Source organism: Tritonibacter mobilis (assembly GCF_001681715.1).
GTDB lineage: Bacteria > Pseudomonadota > Alphaproteobacteria > Rhodobacterales > Rhodobacteraceae > Epibacterium > Epibacterium mobile.
In genome coordinates, this window is record NZ_LNWY01000001.1 from 58523 (window position 1) to 72487 (window position 13965).

Annotated in this window: 17 protein-coding genes; 2 read left to right on the forward strand and 15 right to left on the reverse strand. The window is 61.3% G+C overall.

Going from position 1 to position 13965, the window contains the following annotated elements; translation table 11 throughout:
• The first annotated feature begins 40 nt into the window (after positions 1 to 40).
• A complete protein-coding gene (locus UB90_RS00225) occupies positions 41 to 724 on the forward strand; it encodes a DUF1045 domain-containing protein (RefSeq protein ID WP_065324544.1) in 684 nt (227 codons plus the stop codon).
• On the opposite strand, the gene phnN is transcribed toward UB90_RS00225, so the two are convergent.
• Genes phnN through phnG form a run of 9 tightly spaced genes read right to left on the reverse strand, consistent with a single transcriptional unit; the run spans position 706 to position 6987 of the window.
• On the reverse strand, positions 706 to 1278 hold the full coding sequence (gene phnN / locus UB90_RS00230; RefSeq protein WP_065324545.1) for a phosphonate metabolism protein/1,5-bisphosphokinase (PRPP-forming) PhnN: 573 nt from the start codon (positions 1276 to 1278) through the stop codon (positions 706 to 708). The two genes, UB90_RS00225 and phnN, sit on opposite strands and share 19 nt — an antisense overlap.
• Complete coding sequence (phnL, locus tag UB90_RS00235) at positions 1275 to 1958, reverse strand: phosphonate C-P lyase system protein PhnL (RefSeq protein ID WP_065324546.1); 684 nt, start codon at positions 1956 to 1958, stop codon at positions 1275 to 1277. Before phnL ends, phnN begins: the two co-directional genes overlap by 4 nt.
• Before the next feature lie 17 nt (positions 1959 to 1975).
• Entirely contained in the window at positions 1976 to 2920 is a 945-nt protein-coding gene (locus UB90_RS00240) for a magnesium transporter CorA family protein (RefSeq protein WP_065324547.1), read from the reverse strand.
• Between the two features lie 3 nt (positions 2921 to 2923).
• Positions 2924 to 3694, reverse strand: coding sequence for a phosphonate C-P lyase system protein PhnK (gene phnK, locus UB90_RS00245; RefSeq protein WP_065324548.1), 771 nt, complete (start codon positions 3692 to 3694; stop codon positions 2924 to 2926).
• The gene (locus UB90_RS00250; RefSeq protein WP_005669187.1) at positions 3694 to 4575 is read right to left on the reverse strand and encodes an alpha-D-ribose 1-methylphosphonate 5-phosphate C-P-lyase PhnJ; all 882 of its coding nucleotides are present in this window, start codon (positions 4573 to 4575) and stop codon (positions 3694 to 3696) included. Before UB90_RS00250 ends, phnK begins: the two co-directional genes overlap by 1 nt.
• A gap of 1 nt (position 4576) precedes the next feature.
• Positions 4577 to 4855, reverse strand: coding sequence for a hypothetical protein (locus UB90_RS00255; RefSeq protein WP_065324549.1), 279 nt, complete (start codon positions 4853 to 4855; stop codon positions 4577 to 4579).
• Entirely contained in the window at positions 4852 to 5955 is a 1104-nt protein-coding gene (locus UB90_RS00260; protein ID WP_065324550.1) for a carbon-phosphorus lyase complex subunit, read from the reverse strand. The genes UB90_RS00255 and UB90_RS00260 overlap by 4 nt, the downstream gene beginning before the upstream one ends.
• Positions 5956 to 5959: 4 nt before the next feature.
• Positions 5960 to 6535, reverse strand: a complete 576-nt coding sequence (gene phnH / locus UB90_RS00265) for a phosphonate C-P lyase system protein PhnH (RefSeq protein WP_065324551.1) — start codon at positions 6533 to 6535, stop codon at positions 5960 to 5962.
• Positions 6535 to 6987: a phosphonate C-P lyase system protein PhnG gene (gene phnG / locus UB90_RS00270; RefSeq protein WP_065324552.1), complete on the reverse strand. Its 453-nt coding sequence runs from the start codon at positions 6985 to 6987 to the stop codon at positions 6535 to 6537. The genes phnH and phnG overlap by 1 nt, the downstream gene beginning before the upstream one ends.
• Before the next feature lie 122 nt (positions 6988 to 7109).
• Here phnG and phnF point away from each other — a divergent pair, with 122 nt between their 5' ends.
• Complete coding sequence (gene phnF / locus UB90_RS00275; protein ID WP_065324553.1) at positions 7110 to 7832, forward strand: phosphonate metabolism transcriptional regulator PhnF; 723 nt, start codon at positions 7110 to 7112, stop codon at positions 7830 to 7832.
• A 207-nt stretch (positions 7833 to 8039) separates the two neighbouring features.
• Here phnF and UB90_RS00280 read toward each other — a convergent pair whose 3' ends face one another.
• The 6 genes from UB90_RS00280 to UB90_RS00305 form a co-directional block, all read right to left on the reverse strand.
• Positions 8040 to 8654 carry a transferase hexapeptide repeat family protein gene (locus tag UB90_RS00280; RefSeq protein WP_065324554.1) on the reverse strand — a complete coding sequence of 205 codons (615 nt, stop codon included), beginning with the start codon at positions 8652 to 8654 and terminating at the stop codon, positions 8040 to 8042.
• Between the two features lie 156 nt (positions 8655 to 8810).
• Positions 8811 to 10130: a phosphonate ABC transporter, permease protein PhnE gene (gene phnE / locus UB90_RS00285; protein ID WP_065324555.1), complete on the reverse strand. Its 1320-nt coding sequence runs from the start codon at positions 10128 to 10130 to the stop codon at positions 8811 to 8813.
• Between the two features lie 3 nt (positions 10131 to 10133).
• On the reverse strand, positions 10134 to 11012 hold the full coding sequence (gene phnE, locus UB90_RS00290; protein WP_065324556.1) for a phosphonate ABC transporter, permease protein PhnE: 879 nt from the start codon (positions 11010 to 11012) through the stop codon (positions 10134 to 10136).
• Between the two features lie 109 nt (positions 11013 to 11121).
• On the reverse strand, positions 11122 to 12024 hold the full coding sequence (gene phnD / locus UB90_RS00295) for a phosphonate ABC transporter substrate-binding protein (protein ID WP_005612268.1): 903 nt from the start codon (positions 12022 to 12024) through the stop codon (positions 11122 to 11124).
• Between the two features lie 68 nt (positions 12025 to 12092).
• Positions 12093 to 12911 (reverse strand): phosphonate ABC transporter ATP-binding protein, encoded by an 819-nt coding sequence (gene phnC / locus UB90_RS00300; RefSeq protein ID WP_005612266.1) that lies wholly within the window; start codon positions 12909 to 12911, stop codon positions 12093 to 12095.
• Between the two features lie 116 nt (positions 12912 to 13027).
• Positions 13028 to 13960 carry a LysR family transcriptional regulator gene (locus UB90_RS00305; RefSeq protein WP_065324557.1) on the reverse strand — a complete coding sequence of 311 codons (933 nt, stop codon included), beginning with the start codon at positions 13958 to 13960 and terminating at the stop codon, positions 13028 to 13030.
• Positions 13961 to 13965 lie beyond the last annotated feature (5 nt).

Genomic DNA, 13965 nt, shown 5'->3' on the forward strand with positions numbered 1-13965 from the left:
TCTTTCGGGATAGGGAAGGCCCACGTCTTAGGAGGCCAATGTGACATTTACGCGATACGCGATTTATTATGCGCCCCCCGCCGAGGCGGCGTGGAGCAAATGGGCAACCGGCTGGCTCGGTTGGGATATGGAGGCGGGCTGTGCAACCGCGCTCCCCGACGCCGGGGCGTTGGATGTGGCGGCGATCACGGCAACGCCGCGCAAATACGGGCTGCATGCGACGATGAAACCGCCGATGCGGCTGGCGACAGGCACCGATGAGGACGCCCTGCGCGCAGCATGCGCGGAACTGGCCGCCACCCGCGCCCCGGTCCGTCTGGAGGGTTTGCAGGTGGAACGTCTGGGCCGGTTTCTGGCGCTGCGCCCGCTTGGGGATGTGCACGCGCTCAATGCGCTGGCAGCGGCTTGCGTGACCGAGCTTGACACCTTTCGCGCACCCGCTCCCGATGCAGAGATCGAGAAACGCCGGGCAGCGGGTCTGAGCGCTGAGCAGGACACAAACCTCATCCAGTGGGGGTATCCTTATGTGCTGGATCAGTTCCGTTTTCACATCACCCTCACCGGCAAGCTGCCCAAGGGCGATCTGCCTGCGGTCGAGGACTACCTCGCGACCGAACTGGCACCGCTGTTGCCACAGCCCTTTGAGATCAACGATCTGGCGCTGATGGGCGAGGCCGAGGATGGGCGTTTTCACCTGATCCAACGCTACCCCCTCTTGGCCTGAATGATCGACTGAGCCTGGACGATCGCGGCGCAAAGATCGCCGCTGTTGTCCACCTCATAGACCTGTTTCAGCCCCTCGGGCAGCGCGAGGCTGGCGCGTGCAAGGCGGCGTTTGACCTCATCGGCATCCTCGCGCCCGCGGCCTGCCAGCCGCTCTGCCAGAACCTCTGGCCGGGCGGTGACGGAAATCACGCGGAAGTCGTCAAACACCTCCTGCGCTTGCAAAAGCACCGCGCGTGACAGGTTCACCAGCACACCGGACGCGCCGATGCGCAGTTTCTCGATGTCGCGCGGCACGCCGTAGCGCAGCCCATGGGCATTCCAGTGAAGCGCAAAGACATCCGCCTCGACCAGCGCCGCGAACTCGGCCTCGCTGACGGGTTGATAATCCTCCCCCCCGGCCTCTGGCGCGCGCGTGATGACGCGGCGCATGCTGCGCAGGCGCGGATCGGCCACGGCAAGGCCGCTCATCAGACTGTCTTTGCCGACGCCCGAGGGGCCGACAACGGCAATCACCGGCCCTTTTGCGGGGGTTATGTCGGCAGGCGCGCTCATGCGGCGGCCTTGGGCGCAAAGGCCGAGACATCAATGAAACGGTCGCAGACCTGTTCACGGGCGGATTCGTCGTGGAAGATGCCGATGATGGCCGCGCCGCGCTCCTTGGCGGTCTCAATGAGGTTCAGCACGGTTGCGCGGTTCTGCGCATCCAGGCTAGCGGTCGGCTCGTCGAGCAGCATCGCCGGGTAGTCATAGGCAAAGCCGCGCGCGATATTGACCCGCTGCTGTTCGCCACCGGAGAAGGTTGTGGGGCTCAGGGTCCAGAGACGCTCGGGAATATTGAGCTGCGCCAGAAGCGACGCCGCGCGGTCGCGGGCTTTTTCCACCGGGGTGCCAACGGACAGAAGCGGCTCTGCCACCACATCCAGCGTCGAGACCCGTGGCACCACCCGCAGGAACTGGCTGACATAGCCCAGTGTCTTGCGGCGCAGTTCCAGAATTTCGCGCGGCTCGGCATTGGCGACATCCAGCCCGCCAATCATGATATGGCCGGAGGCGGCAAGGTAATTGCCGTAAATCAGCCGCATCAGGGTCGATTTCCCGGCGCCCGAGGCACCGATCAGCCCGACACATTCGCCGGGGTTCACCGAAAGGGTGGCCCCTTCCATCACGGGGATCAGGGCGCTGCCCTGATTGTGCAGCGTGAAGGTCTTGGAGACATTTTGAATGTCGATCATAGGAGAGTAAGACGCGGTCATAGCCAGCCTTTCCATCGGAAGAAGAGAAGCGTGCCGAGCGCAGAGAACCCCATCAATCCGGTGGCGATCAGCCAGCCGAAATCGGAGTGCAGCCCCGGCAGAAATTCGAAGTTCATGCCATAGACAGATGCCACCAGCGTCGGCGGCAGAAAGATCACGGCCACCACGGAGACAATGCGCCCCGTGATGCCCTGTTCGAGCGTGACCATGCCGAGGATCACATCGGTGAGATGCGAGATCCGCCCGGAGAGAAAATCCGCGTGCACCAAAAGCGCCTGAATGTCGCGGCCTGTCGCCTGAGTGAAACCGCGCAGATCCTTGGCATCATGGGTGACACCAAAGGTCGACAGCGCCCGGTCAAGCGTCAGCAAGCACTGGCGGTACTTCGCCAGCATCTCGCCCGCGCGACCAACATCGCGCAGCATCACTTCAAGCGCATCACCCCAGACGCCCTTGTCGTCAAAGAGCTTAGCCGCGCGTTCGTCCAACTCGCGCCCGACCCCTTCAAGAAGGTCGGCCATCCGGGCGACGATCTCTTCCATCAGAGAGAGAAAAAGATGCGGCACCGTTTTGCAGCCTGCATTGCTGCCCTCCGCATGGGCGGGCAGTGTCTCAAACGGGCGCGGCGCGTGGTAGCGCACCGTGACCAGACGATCCGGCCCCAAGAGACAGGCCACCGGGCCGAAGGTGCGGTTTTTCTCCGGATCCAGCCCCGGCAGGGACACGGTCAGCACATCCACTTTGCCCGCCCGATAGAACCTGTTGGAGACCTCGATCTCCTCCATATCCGCAAGGGTCGGAACGCTGAACCCCAGCGCCTCCACCCGTGCCACCTGTTCCGGCTGGGGCCGGTAGAGATCGACCCAGTGGGCCGACTCCAGCGGGGCATCATCTGCCAGCCGGGTCAGGGTTGCGTTATCCATCGAGTAGGCAAAGAGCATGTTTCACACCTGCAGCACTGAAGAGACCAGAAGCTGAGTATAGGCATGTTGTGGATCATCAAGCACCTGATCCGTGAGGCCGGTTTCCACGACGTGGCCCGATTTCATGACCATCAGGCGATCCGCCAGCAGGCGCACGACCGCGAGGTCATGGGTGACGATAATCGCCGAGAGGCCCATTTCGCGCACCAAGCCACGCAGCAGATCCAAAAGCCGCGCCTGAACCGATACATCAAGACCGCCGGTGGGTTCGTCCATGAACACCAGACGCGGGCCAGTGACGAGGTTGCGGGCAATCTGCAAGCGTTGCTGCATACCGCCGGAGAATGCCGTGGGGCGATCATCCACCCGGCTCTCGTCGATTTCTACCCGGTCGAGCCAGTCGACGGCGCGGTCGCGGATGTTGCCATAGTGGCGGTCGCCGACGGCCATCAGACGTTCACCGATGTTGCCACCGGCAGAGACTGACATGCGCAAGCCATCGCGGGCATGCTGGTGCACAAAGGCCCAGTCGGTGCGGCCGAGCATGCGGCGCTCGGGTTCCGACATGGTGAGCGTATCAATGGGGCCACGGTCGCGAGTGTCAAAGATCACCTCGCCGCCGTCCGTGTCCAGATGACCCGCAAGGCAGTTCAGCAAGGTGGATTTGCCGGAACCGGACTCGCCCACGATGCCCATGACTTCGCCCGGATAAAGGTCAAAGGAGACATCCGTACAGCCGATGCGATGGCCATACATCTTTTTGATATTGTTGACTTTCAGAAGGGGATGCATCACGCGGCCTCCGGTCCGGTGGTGAGAGGAGCGTCCTGGCCCAGACGACCCACATGGCCCGCCTCACGCCGAGAGCGACAATAGTCGGTGTCGGAGCAGACGAACATCCGCCCGCCCTGATCATCGAGGATCACCTCGTCGAGATAGCTGTCCTCTGCGGCGCAGAGATCGCAGGGGTGGTCGGCCTTGGTGGCCTCGAACGGGTAGTCCTCGAAATCGAGAGAGACCACTTTGGTGTAGGGCGGAACCGCGTAGATACGCTGCTCCCGCCCCGCACCAAAGAGCTGGATCGCGGCCATTTCCATCTTGGGGTTGTCGAACTTCGGAATGGGAGACGGATCCATCACGTAGCGCCCTTCCACCTTCACCGGATAGGCGTAGGCGGTGGCAATGGCGCCATGTTGGCTGATGTCTTCATAGAGTTTCACATGCATGAGGCCGTATTCCTCAAGCGCGTGCATCTTGCGGGTCTCGGTTTCGCGCGGCTCCAGAAAGCGCAGGGGTTCCGGGATCGGCACCTGATAGACAATGATCTGATCCTCGCGCAGATCGGCCTCCGGTATGCGGTGGCGGGTCTGGATGATCGAGGCTTTTTCGGTTTCCTCGGTAGTGGCGACACCTGCGGTGCGTTCAAAGAACTTACGGATAGAGACCGCGTTGGTGGTGTCATCGGCACCCTGATCAATGACCTTGAAGGTATCATCCGGCGTCAGCGCCGCCGCAGAGACCTGCACGCCGCCGGTGCCCCAGCCATAGGGCATGGGCATTTCGCGGCTGGCAAAGGGAACCTGATAGCCGGGAATGGCCAAACCCTTGAGGATCGCGCGACGGATCATCCGCTTGGTCTGCTCGTCGAGGTATGCAAAGTTGTAGTCAGACATGTTAACGACCCCTTACCGGATTTCTGTGACCTGCATTTGAGGGCGATCCCAAATGAGCTTTGAACAAAAATTGGCTTTCGCATTTGGAGGAGGTTTTTTCCTGTTGATCTATTGTCTCGTTCGGTTGGCGATTAGATTTCGCCGAGGAGATTTTGACAGCGCCCCAGCCAAAGGCGATCAAACGAAAGCGCATAATTCGATAGATCCAATCGATGTAGCGGTCGGCACGGGACATTACGGAGGTGGTGCAATCCATAGAGACGGAGAAGATTAAGCTCATTCCGCCGCCTCCCGCGCCTGCTCCGCTGCGACACGCGCGGCTTCGGCCTCGCGGCGCAGCTTGCGCACCAGTTCAAGTTCGGACTGGAAATCGACGTAGTGCGGCAGCTTGATATGTTCGAGAAAGCCGGTCGCCTGAATGTTGTCGCAATGGCTGAGGACAAATTCCTCATCCTGCGCGGCGGCTCCCAGATTGTCCTCGCCCAATTCCTTCCAGCGCAAAGCCCGATCCACCAGCGCCATGGAGATCGCCTTACGCTCTGTCTGACCGAACACCAGACCATAGCCACGGGTGAACTGCGGCGGCTCGGTCTTGGAACCTTTGAACTGGTTCACCGTCTCGCATTCCGTCAGTTCCACCTCGCCGATTTCGATGGCAAAGCCCAGCTCGGGGATGTCCATTTCGACCGCCACGGTGCCGATGCGCAGCTCGCCCACAAAGGCGTGGTTGCGCGCATAGCCGCGCTGGGTGGAATAGGCCATGCCCAGCACAAAGCCCTCATCGCCGCGTGTCAGCGTCTGCAACCGGGTGGCACGATCCGCCGGGAAGGACATCGGCTCGCGGGTGATGTCCTTGGGCGTCGCATCCGACTCTTCCTCGGTCTGGATGATATCCTCGCCACGCAGGAAGGACGTCACATGCGGCGTCGGCTCGCGACGCGGCTCCGCAGCAGGAGCCTCGGGCACTTCGCCTTCGGCGGCGAGTTTGAAATCCAGCAAACGGTGCGTATAGTCAAATGTCGGCCCCAGCACCTGCCCACCCGGCACATCCTTGAAAGTCGCGGAAATCCGGCGGTCGCAGGTCATATCGGCGGTCTCCACCGGGCGCGAGTTGCCAAAACGTGGCAGCGTCGTGCGGTAGGCACGGATCAAAAAGATCGCCTCGATCAGATCGCCCCGCGACTGTTTGATCGCCAGTGCGGCCAGATCGGGATCATAGAGCGAGCCTTCGGCCATCACCCGGTTCACCGCCAGTTTCAGCTGCTCTCGGATCTGTGCCAGCGTCATCTCTGCGATGCTTTGATCGCCCCGGCGTTCTTCGGCAAGCCACGCATGCGCGTTGTCGATGGCGCGTTCACCGCCTTTTACGGCTACATACATCTGCTTAGCCCTCCGCTTGGATCTGGGTCGAGCGCGGCAGCGCCGACACTTCCGACCCGCAGGTGAAGAACAGATCCACCCCAAGCGGGTAGAGCATTGAATTGCGCTGCATCAGCGCCACATCGGGCAGGTTCATCCGCACGGTGTCCTTGATGCCCGGGCCGGTGAGCGTGGCATTGGAGGCGGCAAACTCCGCCAGTTCCACCACTAGTGTGGCGGAGCGGTCCGGGTACTCCGAGGTGCCGATGCGGTATTGATCGATGGGCATCAGCGCCTCCCAGCCCCCCACGGCAAAATCAGCCTCCGCTGCGGGCACAATCGGCGCGCCGGTGTGGAAGGTGATCCAGCCGCGCAAGGCGGTGCTGTCGACATCCGGCGCGAGATAGATGCCGGTTTCAGGATCGCAGAGCGTCAGGATCAGGCTCGCCGCCGCAATGCTCAGCCCCTCCGGAGCCACACCACCCGTGATTTCGCGGATCTCGCCCGGACGTGCCATCACGTCCATCGCAGCCCGGAACCCATGGGCCGAGGCCACCGCCGGGTCGGCAAAGCCGCCTGTGTAGATATTGGTCTGCGTCATCAGTCCTCTCCTCGCACCATGGTGAAGAAATCGACCTTGGTGGCAGCCGCTTTGGCGGCGCGGGCATCGCGAGCCGCATCACGCTCAGTACGCAGGGGTGTCAGGATCTTGTCCTCGACCTCTGCCGCAGCCTCTGTCTGCATCATCGCATCGAGCTTTGCGGCCAATTCTGCTTGCCGTTTGCTGCGTCCCTGCACGTACCCATGCCCCACCGCGCCGGACGCCAGTTTCAACGTGCAGCGGGTGACGGTCATCTCACCGAGGTTAAAGGGCGCGCCGGTGCCCCCTGCCCGGCCCCGCACCATCACGCCACCGGTTTCCGGCGCGCGCAGGGTGTCGTGGTCGGGGCTGTTGTCCAGCTTGTCGAAGAGCGCGGCTAGCCGGGCCTCGGGCGCGGTGGACAGCAGGCTCATCCAAGCCTTGCGTGCCTCCGGCGTGATTTCTTGTGTCATGTCTGGTGTCGCCTCTTGGCAGATTTGTCTACATGTCCTATACAACTAGACAAATACTACATGAGTCGGCTCCAGGGACGCAAGCCGCTCTCTCGTGAAGGTTTCGTGACAGAGGATTGAACATGGCCAAATCCGCCACCCGCACACCGGTCTGGAAGTCGATCGCGATCACTTTGATCGATGACATTGCGCAGGGCCGTTATGAGACGGGAACAAAACTGCCAGCCGAGGCGCAGCTCGCCGAACGCTTTGGCGTCAACCGCCACACGGTTCGGCGCGCATTGGCGGATATGGCGGAACAGGGGCTGGTGCATACACGGCGGGGCGCTGGCGTGTTTGTCGCGGCAAAGCCCACCGATTATCCGGTGGGCAAGCGCATCCGTTTTCACCAGAATATTCGTCGCGCAGGACGTGTACCGAGCAAGAAAGTCCTGCGTCTGGAAATACTTGCAGCAGATGCGCGCGAGGCGGATGCGCTGGATCTGGACCCCGGCGATCCGGTGGTGGTCTATGAGGGGTTGTCTTATGCGGACGACCACCCCGTAGCCTTGGCGCGTACGGTGTTCCCGGCAGAACGGCTACCCGGAATCCTCGACGCGCTGGAAGCACATGAGTCGATTACGGCTGCGCTGAACGCCTGCGGGGTGGAGGACTACACCCGCCGGGAAACCCGGATCACCGCCAAGCTCGCCACCGCGACGCAAGCGCTGCACCTGCGCACATCAGAAGGCGCGCCCATCCTGCGCACCACCGGCATCTCGGATGATGCGAACGGCACACCGATCGAATTTGGCCGCACTTGGTTTGCAGGGGACCGGGTGACCCTCACCGTCGGAGACGATTGATCAAACAAGGGGGCACTCCCGCCCGTCGCTGGATCACGGGTGCGATCCGCTCCCGTTGGGGGTGGCGCCGCCGGTGTACCGGCGGCGCGCCAGGCGTCCCCGAAGGGGACGCGCGGCCGGGCCCAACTCCGCCAAGGGGGTTTGGCCTTCTAAGGCCAAGGCACCTGCGGAGGCGGGAGCGCCCCCTTATGGCGCATACCCCTTATTTCATTCGTATTTCTCCAAAAACTCTTCCGCCTTTAGGCTGCGAAAATCCGCAAGCCTCTCGCGCAAAACTGCGTGATCCCAATCCCACCAGGCAAGTGCCATCATCCGGTCCGCGACCTGCTCCGGATACCGCCGCCGGATCAGCTTGGCGGTGTTTCCCCCCACGATGGTATAAGGTGCCACATCCTTCGTCACCACGGTCCCGGAGGCCACCACCGCCCCGTGGCCAATCGTGACCTCTGGTTTGATCAGCGCCCCATGGCCGATCCATGTGTCATGCCCAATCACGGCGCGGCGGCTCTTGCGGTGCTGAAACCAATCCGCGTCATCCTCGGCATCTTCCCAATAACTCGCGGAGCGATAGAGGAAATGATGCAGTGAGGCCTTCTCCATCGGGTGATCCGTCGCCCCAATCCGTACGGAACTGGCGATATTGGCGAATTTTCCGATCTCGGCATTGGCGATGTCGCACATCCGGTCGCAATAGCTGTAGTCGCCAAAATGACTGTTGGCGACCCGGGTGTCGGCCCCGATCTCAACCCAAGCCCCAAAGGTGCTGTTGGTCAGGCTGCACCCGGGGTGCACAAGCGGTTCAGTGGCGGAAAGTCTGGGCATCTGGGCACCTGTCGAGATTCACTATACAACTAGACTTATACTATCATCGCGACTGTCATGAGGCCATCTGAAACACCACGAACCGGATGCAAAAAGACCCCTCTCACGACTGCGAAAGGGGTCTTTTGACAGGGATCCGATATCGGCGGTGATCCTTTAGTGGCCGCCCTCGTCCCCACTGATCAGACGCTTGCGCAACCAGCCGGAGAACCAGTCCATGAACATCACCATGACGATGATCAGCACGATATAATAGGAGACCTCTTCCCAGTCCTTCTGGGTGATGATCGCCTGCGTCAGCAACAGACCAATCCCGCCGCCGGTGATCGCCCCGATGATGGTGGCCGACCGCGTATTGGACTCGAGGAAGTACAACAACTGCGACAGCAGAACCGGCGTGATCTGCGGGATCACCCCAAAGCGGTAGCGCTGGATCGGCTTGGCCCCAGTGGAGGACACGCCTTCGATCTGCTTCTCATCGACGTTTTCCAATGCCTCGGAGAAGATCTTGCCAAAGGTGCCGGTATCCGTGATCAGGATCGCCAGCGCGCCCGTGAGCGGACCGGGCCCAAAGGCGCGGGCCAGAACCACGGTCCAGATGAGCGAATCCACCCCGCGGACAAAGTCAAAGAACCGCCGCGCCGCAAAGCGGACCACCCGCACGGGCATGAAGTTGCGCGTCCCGAGGAAGGCCAGCGGCAGCGCCACCAGACCCGCACCAAAGGTGCCGAGGAAGGCCATCAAAATGGTCTCGCCAATGGCCCATGCCACATCGCCGTGGCGCCACATCTTGTTGTTCCAGAAGTCATTCCAGATCGCCCCGGCCTCGCCAGACACCGCACGGCCCGCCAGTTCAAACGGGTTCAGACCGTGATAGGGGCTGTCGAGCGTGAAGAAAAACAGCTCCCAGCCGTAGAAATAGCGGAAAACCTCGGCCCGGTTGCGAGTCACGGTCAGGCGGCCTGCATCGGTGGTAATCGCCAGCCGGTTTTTCGACAGGTTAATCCATTGAGGCACGTCACCTTCGGGCAGGATGGCCTGTACCCCCTGGGTGCGTGATGGCGTTGCGGTGACCAGACCGTAGCCCGGAATATCATATTCGATGGTCTCGGGGCCAAAGCGGACCACATGCCCACCGGTCAGATCGATCACTGTTGTTGTGCCGGGGGTGACCCATTCGGGGCTCATGCCCTCGGGGTATTCGCCTTTGCGTTCCCCCTCGACTGCATAGGTCACATCGCCTGTGCGATTGTCGCGGGTCACATGGGTTTTATAGCTATAGGTGTCAGACACCAGCGTGCGCGCATTGTCCATCGACGCGCGTTCCCACAGGCCCGGCACGTCAAAGGCAAAGAACACATAGGTCAGATAGGCCAGGATCACGGCAGGGATGCCGAAGTTCATCAGCCGTTTCTTGAAAAACAGCTTGTCCATCTGCCCTTTGAGCGGCGCGGTGTTGAGGTCCATGGTAGTCATGTCTCAGGCCCCTTTCCGGTTGCCGTGGGTCAGACGATCACGCAGCGCACCAGAAATCTGGTCCACCACAACAATGGTCACAAACAGCAGAATGAAGATCGCCGCCGCCTCGTCGTATTTGCCCTGACCCCAGGACATGGAGTTCTTGAGCTCATACCCGATGCCGCCCGCGCCAACAAAACCGAGGATCGCAGAGGCGCGAATATTGATCTCAAACCGCAGGAGCGCATAGGATACATAGTTCGGCCCCACCTGCGGGATCACCCCAAGCCACATGCGTTGTGCCCAAGAGGCACCGGTGGAATTCAGCCCCTCTACAGGTTTGAGCGAGGCGTTTTCATTGACCTCGGAGAACAGCTTACCCAAGGCGCCCGCCGTATGGATCGCAATGGCGATCATCGCGGGCACCGGGCCGCCGCCCAGCAGGAAAATCAGCACCAAGGCGATCACGATTTCAGGGATCGCGCGACAAATGTCCATCACCCGACGAAACACCGGTATCAATGCGGGCCAAGGGGCCATGCCGCGGGTCGACAAGAGTGACAGGAGCGTGCCGAGAATCGCGCCGAGCAACGTCGCGGCGCCGGCGATGTTGAGAGTCTCGACCAAGGCCGGGAAGAAATGGACCACATGGGCGGGCAGCTCGGCCACCTTTTCCCCCGCCTCAGAGAGCACTTCTGCGGGGTAGTCAAAGATGCGCTGATACCCATCAGCAAAAGAGCCAGCATTGCGGTCATCGGCGGTGCGGAACCCTGCCATCATCAGCGCGATGAACAGAGCCAGCAAAACCCCGCCATAGATGCGCTTGCGACGGGTGAGATCGGCGTATTGCGCCTGAATCTCAGCCACCGATCCGGGGGCCTGAGCGGTCAGATCAGCCATTGAATTCTTCCTGAGTCATTGGGAGTGGCCAGCGGCAGAAAATGCATTGCGGGCCACGAAAGCGGGGTCCGGACCTTGGCCCGAACCCCGCGAAGACGTAAACGCGCGCTTAGTTGGATTTCAGCTTGCGCGCTTCGATGATGACTTCATAAGCCTCATGCGTGATCGGCTGGAAGCCTTTGGAGTCGCCCGCTGCAACAGAGTAGTAGCAGTCGTAATCCATCGCCGGCATGGAGGCCATCAGCGCGGTCATCTTGACTTTGACATCCTCGGGCAGGGCTTTGCGCAGAACAACCGGGCCTTCGGGGATCGGCTTGGACTGCCAGATCTGGACCAGATCGTTCATGTCGATGAGACCTGCATCAACCGCCTTGCGCAGCGCGCCGGAGTTGTAGCCATCTTCCCAGTTGCCCAGACCGTCGGCCCAGGTCACGCCAGCATCGATGTCGCCGTTTGCAACCGCGACGATGGTCTGCTCGTGACCGCCAGTGAACTTGACCTCACCAAAATACTCGCCCGACTGCATGGTGGAACCAGTTTGCTGCGGGATCTCGATGGAGGGGATCAGGAAGCCGGAGGTGGAGTTCGGATCACCAAAGCCAAAGACCTTGCCCTTGACGTCCTCAAGCGCGTTGATGCCGCTGTCCTTGCGGGCAAAACCAACGGAGTAGTAGCCGTAGCCGCCATCGACGTTGACCTTGACCAGAACCGGCTCAACCGCTTCGGGGTCGGAGAGATAGGTCTTTGCGTAGCCAGATGCGCCCAGCCATGCCATGTCGATGGTGCCGCCCAGCAGACCCTGGATCACGCCGTTGTAGTCGGCAGGGGCAAACAGCTTGGTTTCAACACCCAGCAGCTCTTCGGTCTTGGCGCGCAGGCACTCGTTGGAGTTCAGACGGTCCTGAGCGTTTTCGCCGCCAAGGATGCCGATGCGGAATTCAGAGATTTCTTCTGCCATGACCGGGGTGGTCAGGGCGGTGGTGGCCAGTGCGGCAAGGATCAGTTTTTTCATCGTGGAACACTCCGGTTGTTGGTTGGCCCGAGACCACACCGGCCCCGAGGTGATGAAAGGGGTCAGGATCAGACGTAGGCTTCTGCCGTGCGTACGGCTTGGGTCTTGTCGAGCGTCTCAATCTCAGTGGAGGTGGCGGCCTCAGAGAAATCCGCGCCAGCGCCATAGATTTCACGGGCAACGCCGGTGGTCAGCTGCTCTGGCAGGCCGTCAAAGACGATGCGCCCATCGCGCATGCCCACCACTCGGTCACAATAGCGGCGCGCGGTATCCAGCGTGTGCAGGTTGGCGATGACGGTGCGGCCGTCTTCTTCGTGGATGCGGCGCAGGGCCTCCATCACGGTTTGTGCATTCATCGGATCGAGCGAGGCAATCGGCTCATCGGCGAGGATGATCTTGGGGTCTTGCATCAGCGCGCGGGCAATCGCTACTCGCTGCTGCTGACCACCCGAGAGGGCCTCGGCGCGTTTGGGCGCATGTTCGGCGATACCCAGACGATCCAGAATCTCGATCGCCTTGTGAATGTCCGCCATCGGATAGAGGTTGAACATGGTCGCCAGCGTCGAGCGCCGGTTGAGCGTGCCGTGCAGTACGTTGGAGACCACATCCATACGTGGCACCAGATTGAACTGCTGAAAGATCATCGCACATTCAGACTGCCATGCGCGTTTGTCTTTACCCTTTAGGGTGGTGATTTCGCGGCCCTCAAAGCTGATCGAGCCCTCAGAGGCATCGCCCAGACGGTTGATCATCCGCAGCAAGGTGGATTTACCTGCGCCGGAACGTCCGATGATGCCCAGCATGCAGGGTTTGTCGATATCAAGCGTCGCGGCTTCTACAGCCGTTTTGTCGCCGAATCTCTTAGTCAGTTTATTGATGCGCAGCACTTGGCGGCCCCCTTTGGTTCCGCGATGGCTTACGCATTTCGCTCAAATCATTTGTGTCGAACGTGTAAAACTTTTGTAAACGGCCCCGAATTCAACGGGGCTGCTTTGGCATCGCCCTAAATCTGGGCAAACCTCGCGCGTTCTTGGTGTGAGGCGGAGCCTAGACGCGCGCTCAGGTAGTCCAACATCACCCTAAGCCGGGTCGGCATATAGGTGCGGCTGGGATAAAGCGCCCATGCGCCGCTTTCAAATCCGGTGGCGCTGACCTGCCAGTCTGGAAACAAGGGAACCAAACGCCCTTGCGCCAGATCATCCGCAACCAGCCAATCTGCAAGTAAAGTCGGCCCCAGCCCGACCCGCGCCGCCTGTCGCAGCGCCAATGGGCTTGTCATCACCACTTTGCCGGTGACGGGCACTGTCTCCTGTTGTCCACTGGGGCTGCAAAAACGCCATGTGCCGTCGAACCCGCGCAACGGCATGCGCAGGCAATCATGGCCGTTCAGGGCCGCCGGCGACGGCAGATGCCCTGCGCGCGCCAGATAGTCCGGCGATGCACAGACCAGATATCGGGTACACCGCAGATGGGTGCTGACCAAATCGCCCTGCGGCGCAGGTGCAAGACGAATTGCCAGATCGATCCCTTCGGCCAGCAGGTCCAGATAGCTATCGGTAAAGATAAGCTCCAGCTCAATTTCCGGGTAACGGCTGCGAAACTCGGGCAACAAAGGCACCAAGCATTCCTGCCCCCATGCCACGGAGGCTGTGATCCTCAATTTACCGGTGGGCGCGCGCCGGGCAGAGCGCGCCTCTTCTGCGGCGAGGTCCAGTTCTTCTACAAGCGGCGCAATCCGGTCCAGATATCCGCGCCCCACACCCGTCACCGCAAGCCTGCGCGTGCTGCGTTCAAACAGTCGCACGCCGAGACGTGCCTCTGCCGTCGCCACCACACGCGAAATGGCCGAAGGGTCCTGATCCAGAGCACGCGCTGCAGCGGCAAAGCTGCCGAGACGCGCGACCGTTAGAAGGGTTTTGAGTTGCGAGATATCCATTCATG

What these genes read in the sequence shown, in the direction of transcription:
- phnD (WP_005612268.1), bottom strand. Translation starts at nt 12,024, where the DNA reads ATGAAAAAACTGATCCTTGCCGCACTGGCCACCACCGCCCTGACCACC.
- UB90_RS00260 (WP_065324550.1), bottom strand. Translation starts at nt 5,955, where the DNA reads ATGTATGTAGCCGTAAAAGGCGGTGAACGCGCCATCGACAACGCGCAT.
- UB90_RS00240 (WP_065324547.1), bottom strand. Translation starts at nt 2,920, where the DNA reads ATGCTCTTTGCCTACTCGATGGATAACGCAACCCTGACCCGGCTGGCA.
- UB90_RS00250 (WP_005669187.1), bottom strand. Translation starts at nt 4,575, where the DNA reads ATGTCTGACTACAACTTTGCATACCTCGACGAGCAGACCAAGCGGATG.
- phnE (WP_065324556.1), bottom strand. Translation starts at nt 11,012, where the DNA reads ATGGCTGATCTGACCGCTCAGGCCCCCGGATCGGTGGCTGAGATTCAG.
- phnN (WP_065324545.1), bottom strand. Translation starts at nt 1,278, where the DNA reads ATGAGCGCGCCTGCCGACATAACCCCCGCAAAAGGGCCGGTGATTGCC.
- UB90_RS00305 (WP_065324557.1), bottom strand. Translation starts at nt 13,960, where the DNA reads ATGGATATCTCGCAACTCAAAACCCTTCTAACGGTCGCGCGTCTCGGC.
- phnF (WP_065324553.1), top strand. Translation starts at nt 7,110, where the DNA reads ATGGCCAAATCCGCCACCCGCACACCGGTCTGGAAGTCGATCGCGATC.
- phnH (WP_065324551.1), bottom strand. Translation starts at nt 6,535, where the DNA reads ATGACGCAGACCAATATCTACACAGGCGGCTTTGCCGACCCGGCGGTG.
- phnL (WP_065324546.1), bottom strand. Translation starts at nt 1,958, where the DNA reads ATGATCGACATTCAAAATGTCTCCAAGACCTTCACGCTGCACAATCAG.
- UB90_RS00280 (WP_065324554.1), bottom strand. Translation starts at nt 8,654, where the DNA reads ATGCCCAGACTTTCCGCCACTGAACCGCTTGTGCACCCCGGGTGCAGC.
- phnG (WP_065324552.1), bottom strand. Translation starts at nt 6,987, where the DNA reads ATGACACAAGAAATCACGCCGGAGGCACGCAAGGCTTGGATGAGCCTG.
- UB90_RS00255 (WP_065324549.1), bottom strand. Translation starts at nt 4,855, where the DNA reads ATGAGCTTAATCTTCTCCGTCTCTATGGATTGCACCACCTCCGTAATG.
- phnK (WP_065324548.1), bottom strand. Translation starts at nt 3,694, where the DNA reads ATGCATCCCCTTCTGAAAGTCAACAATATCAAAAAGATGTATGGCCAT.
- phnE (WP_065324555.1), bottom strand. Translation starts at nt 10,130, where the DNA reads ATGACTACCATGGACCTCAACACCGCGCCGCTCAAAGGGCAGATGGAC.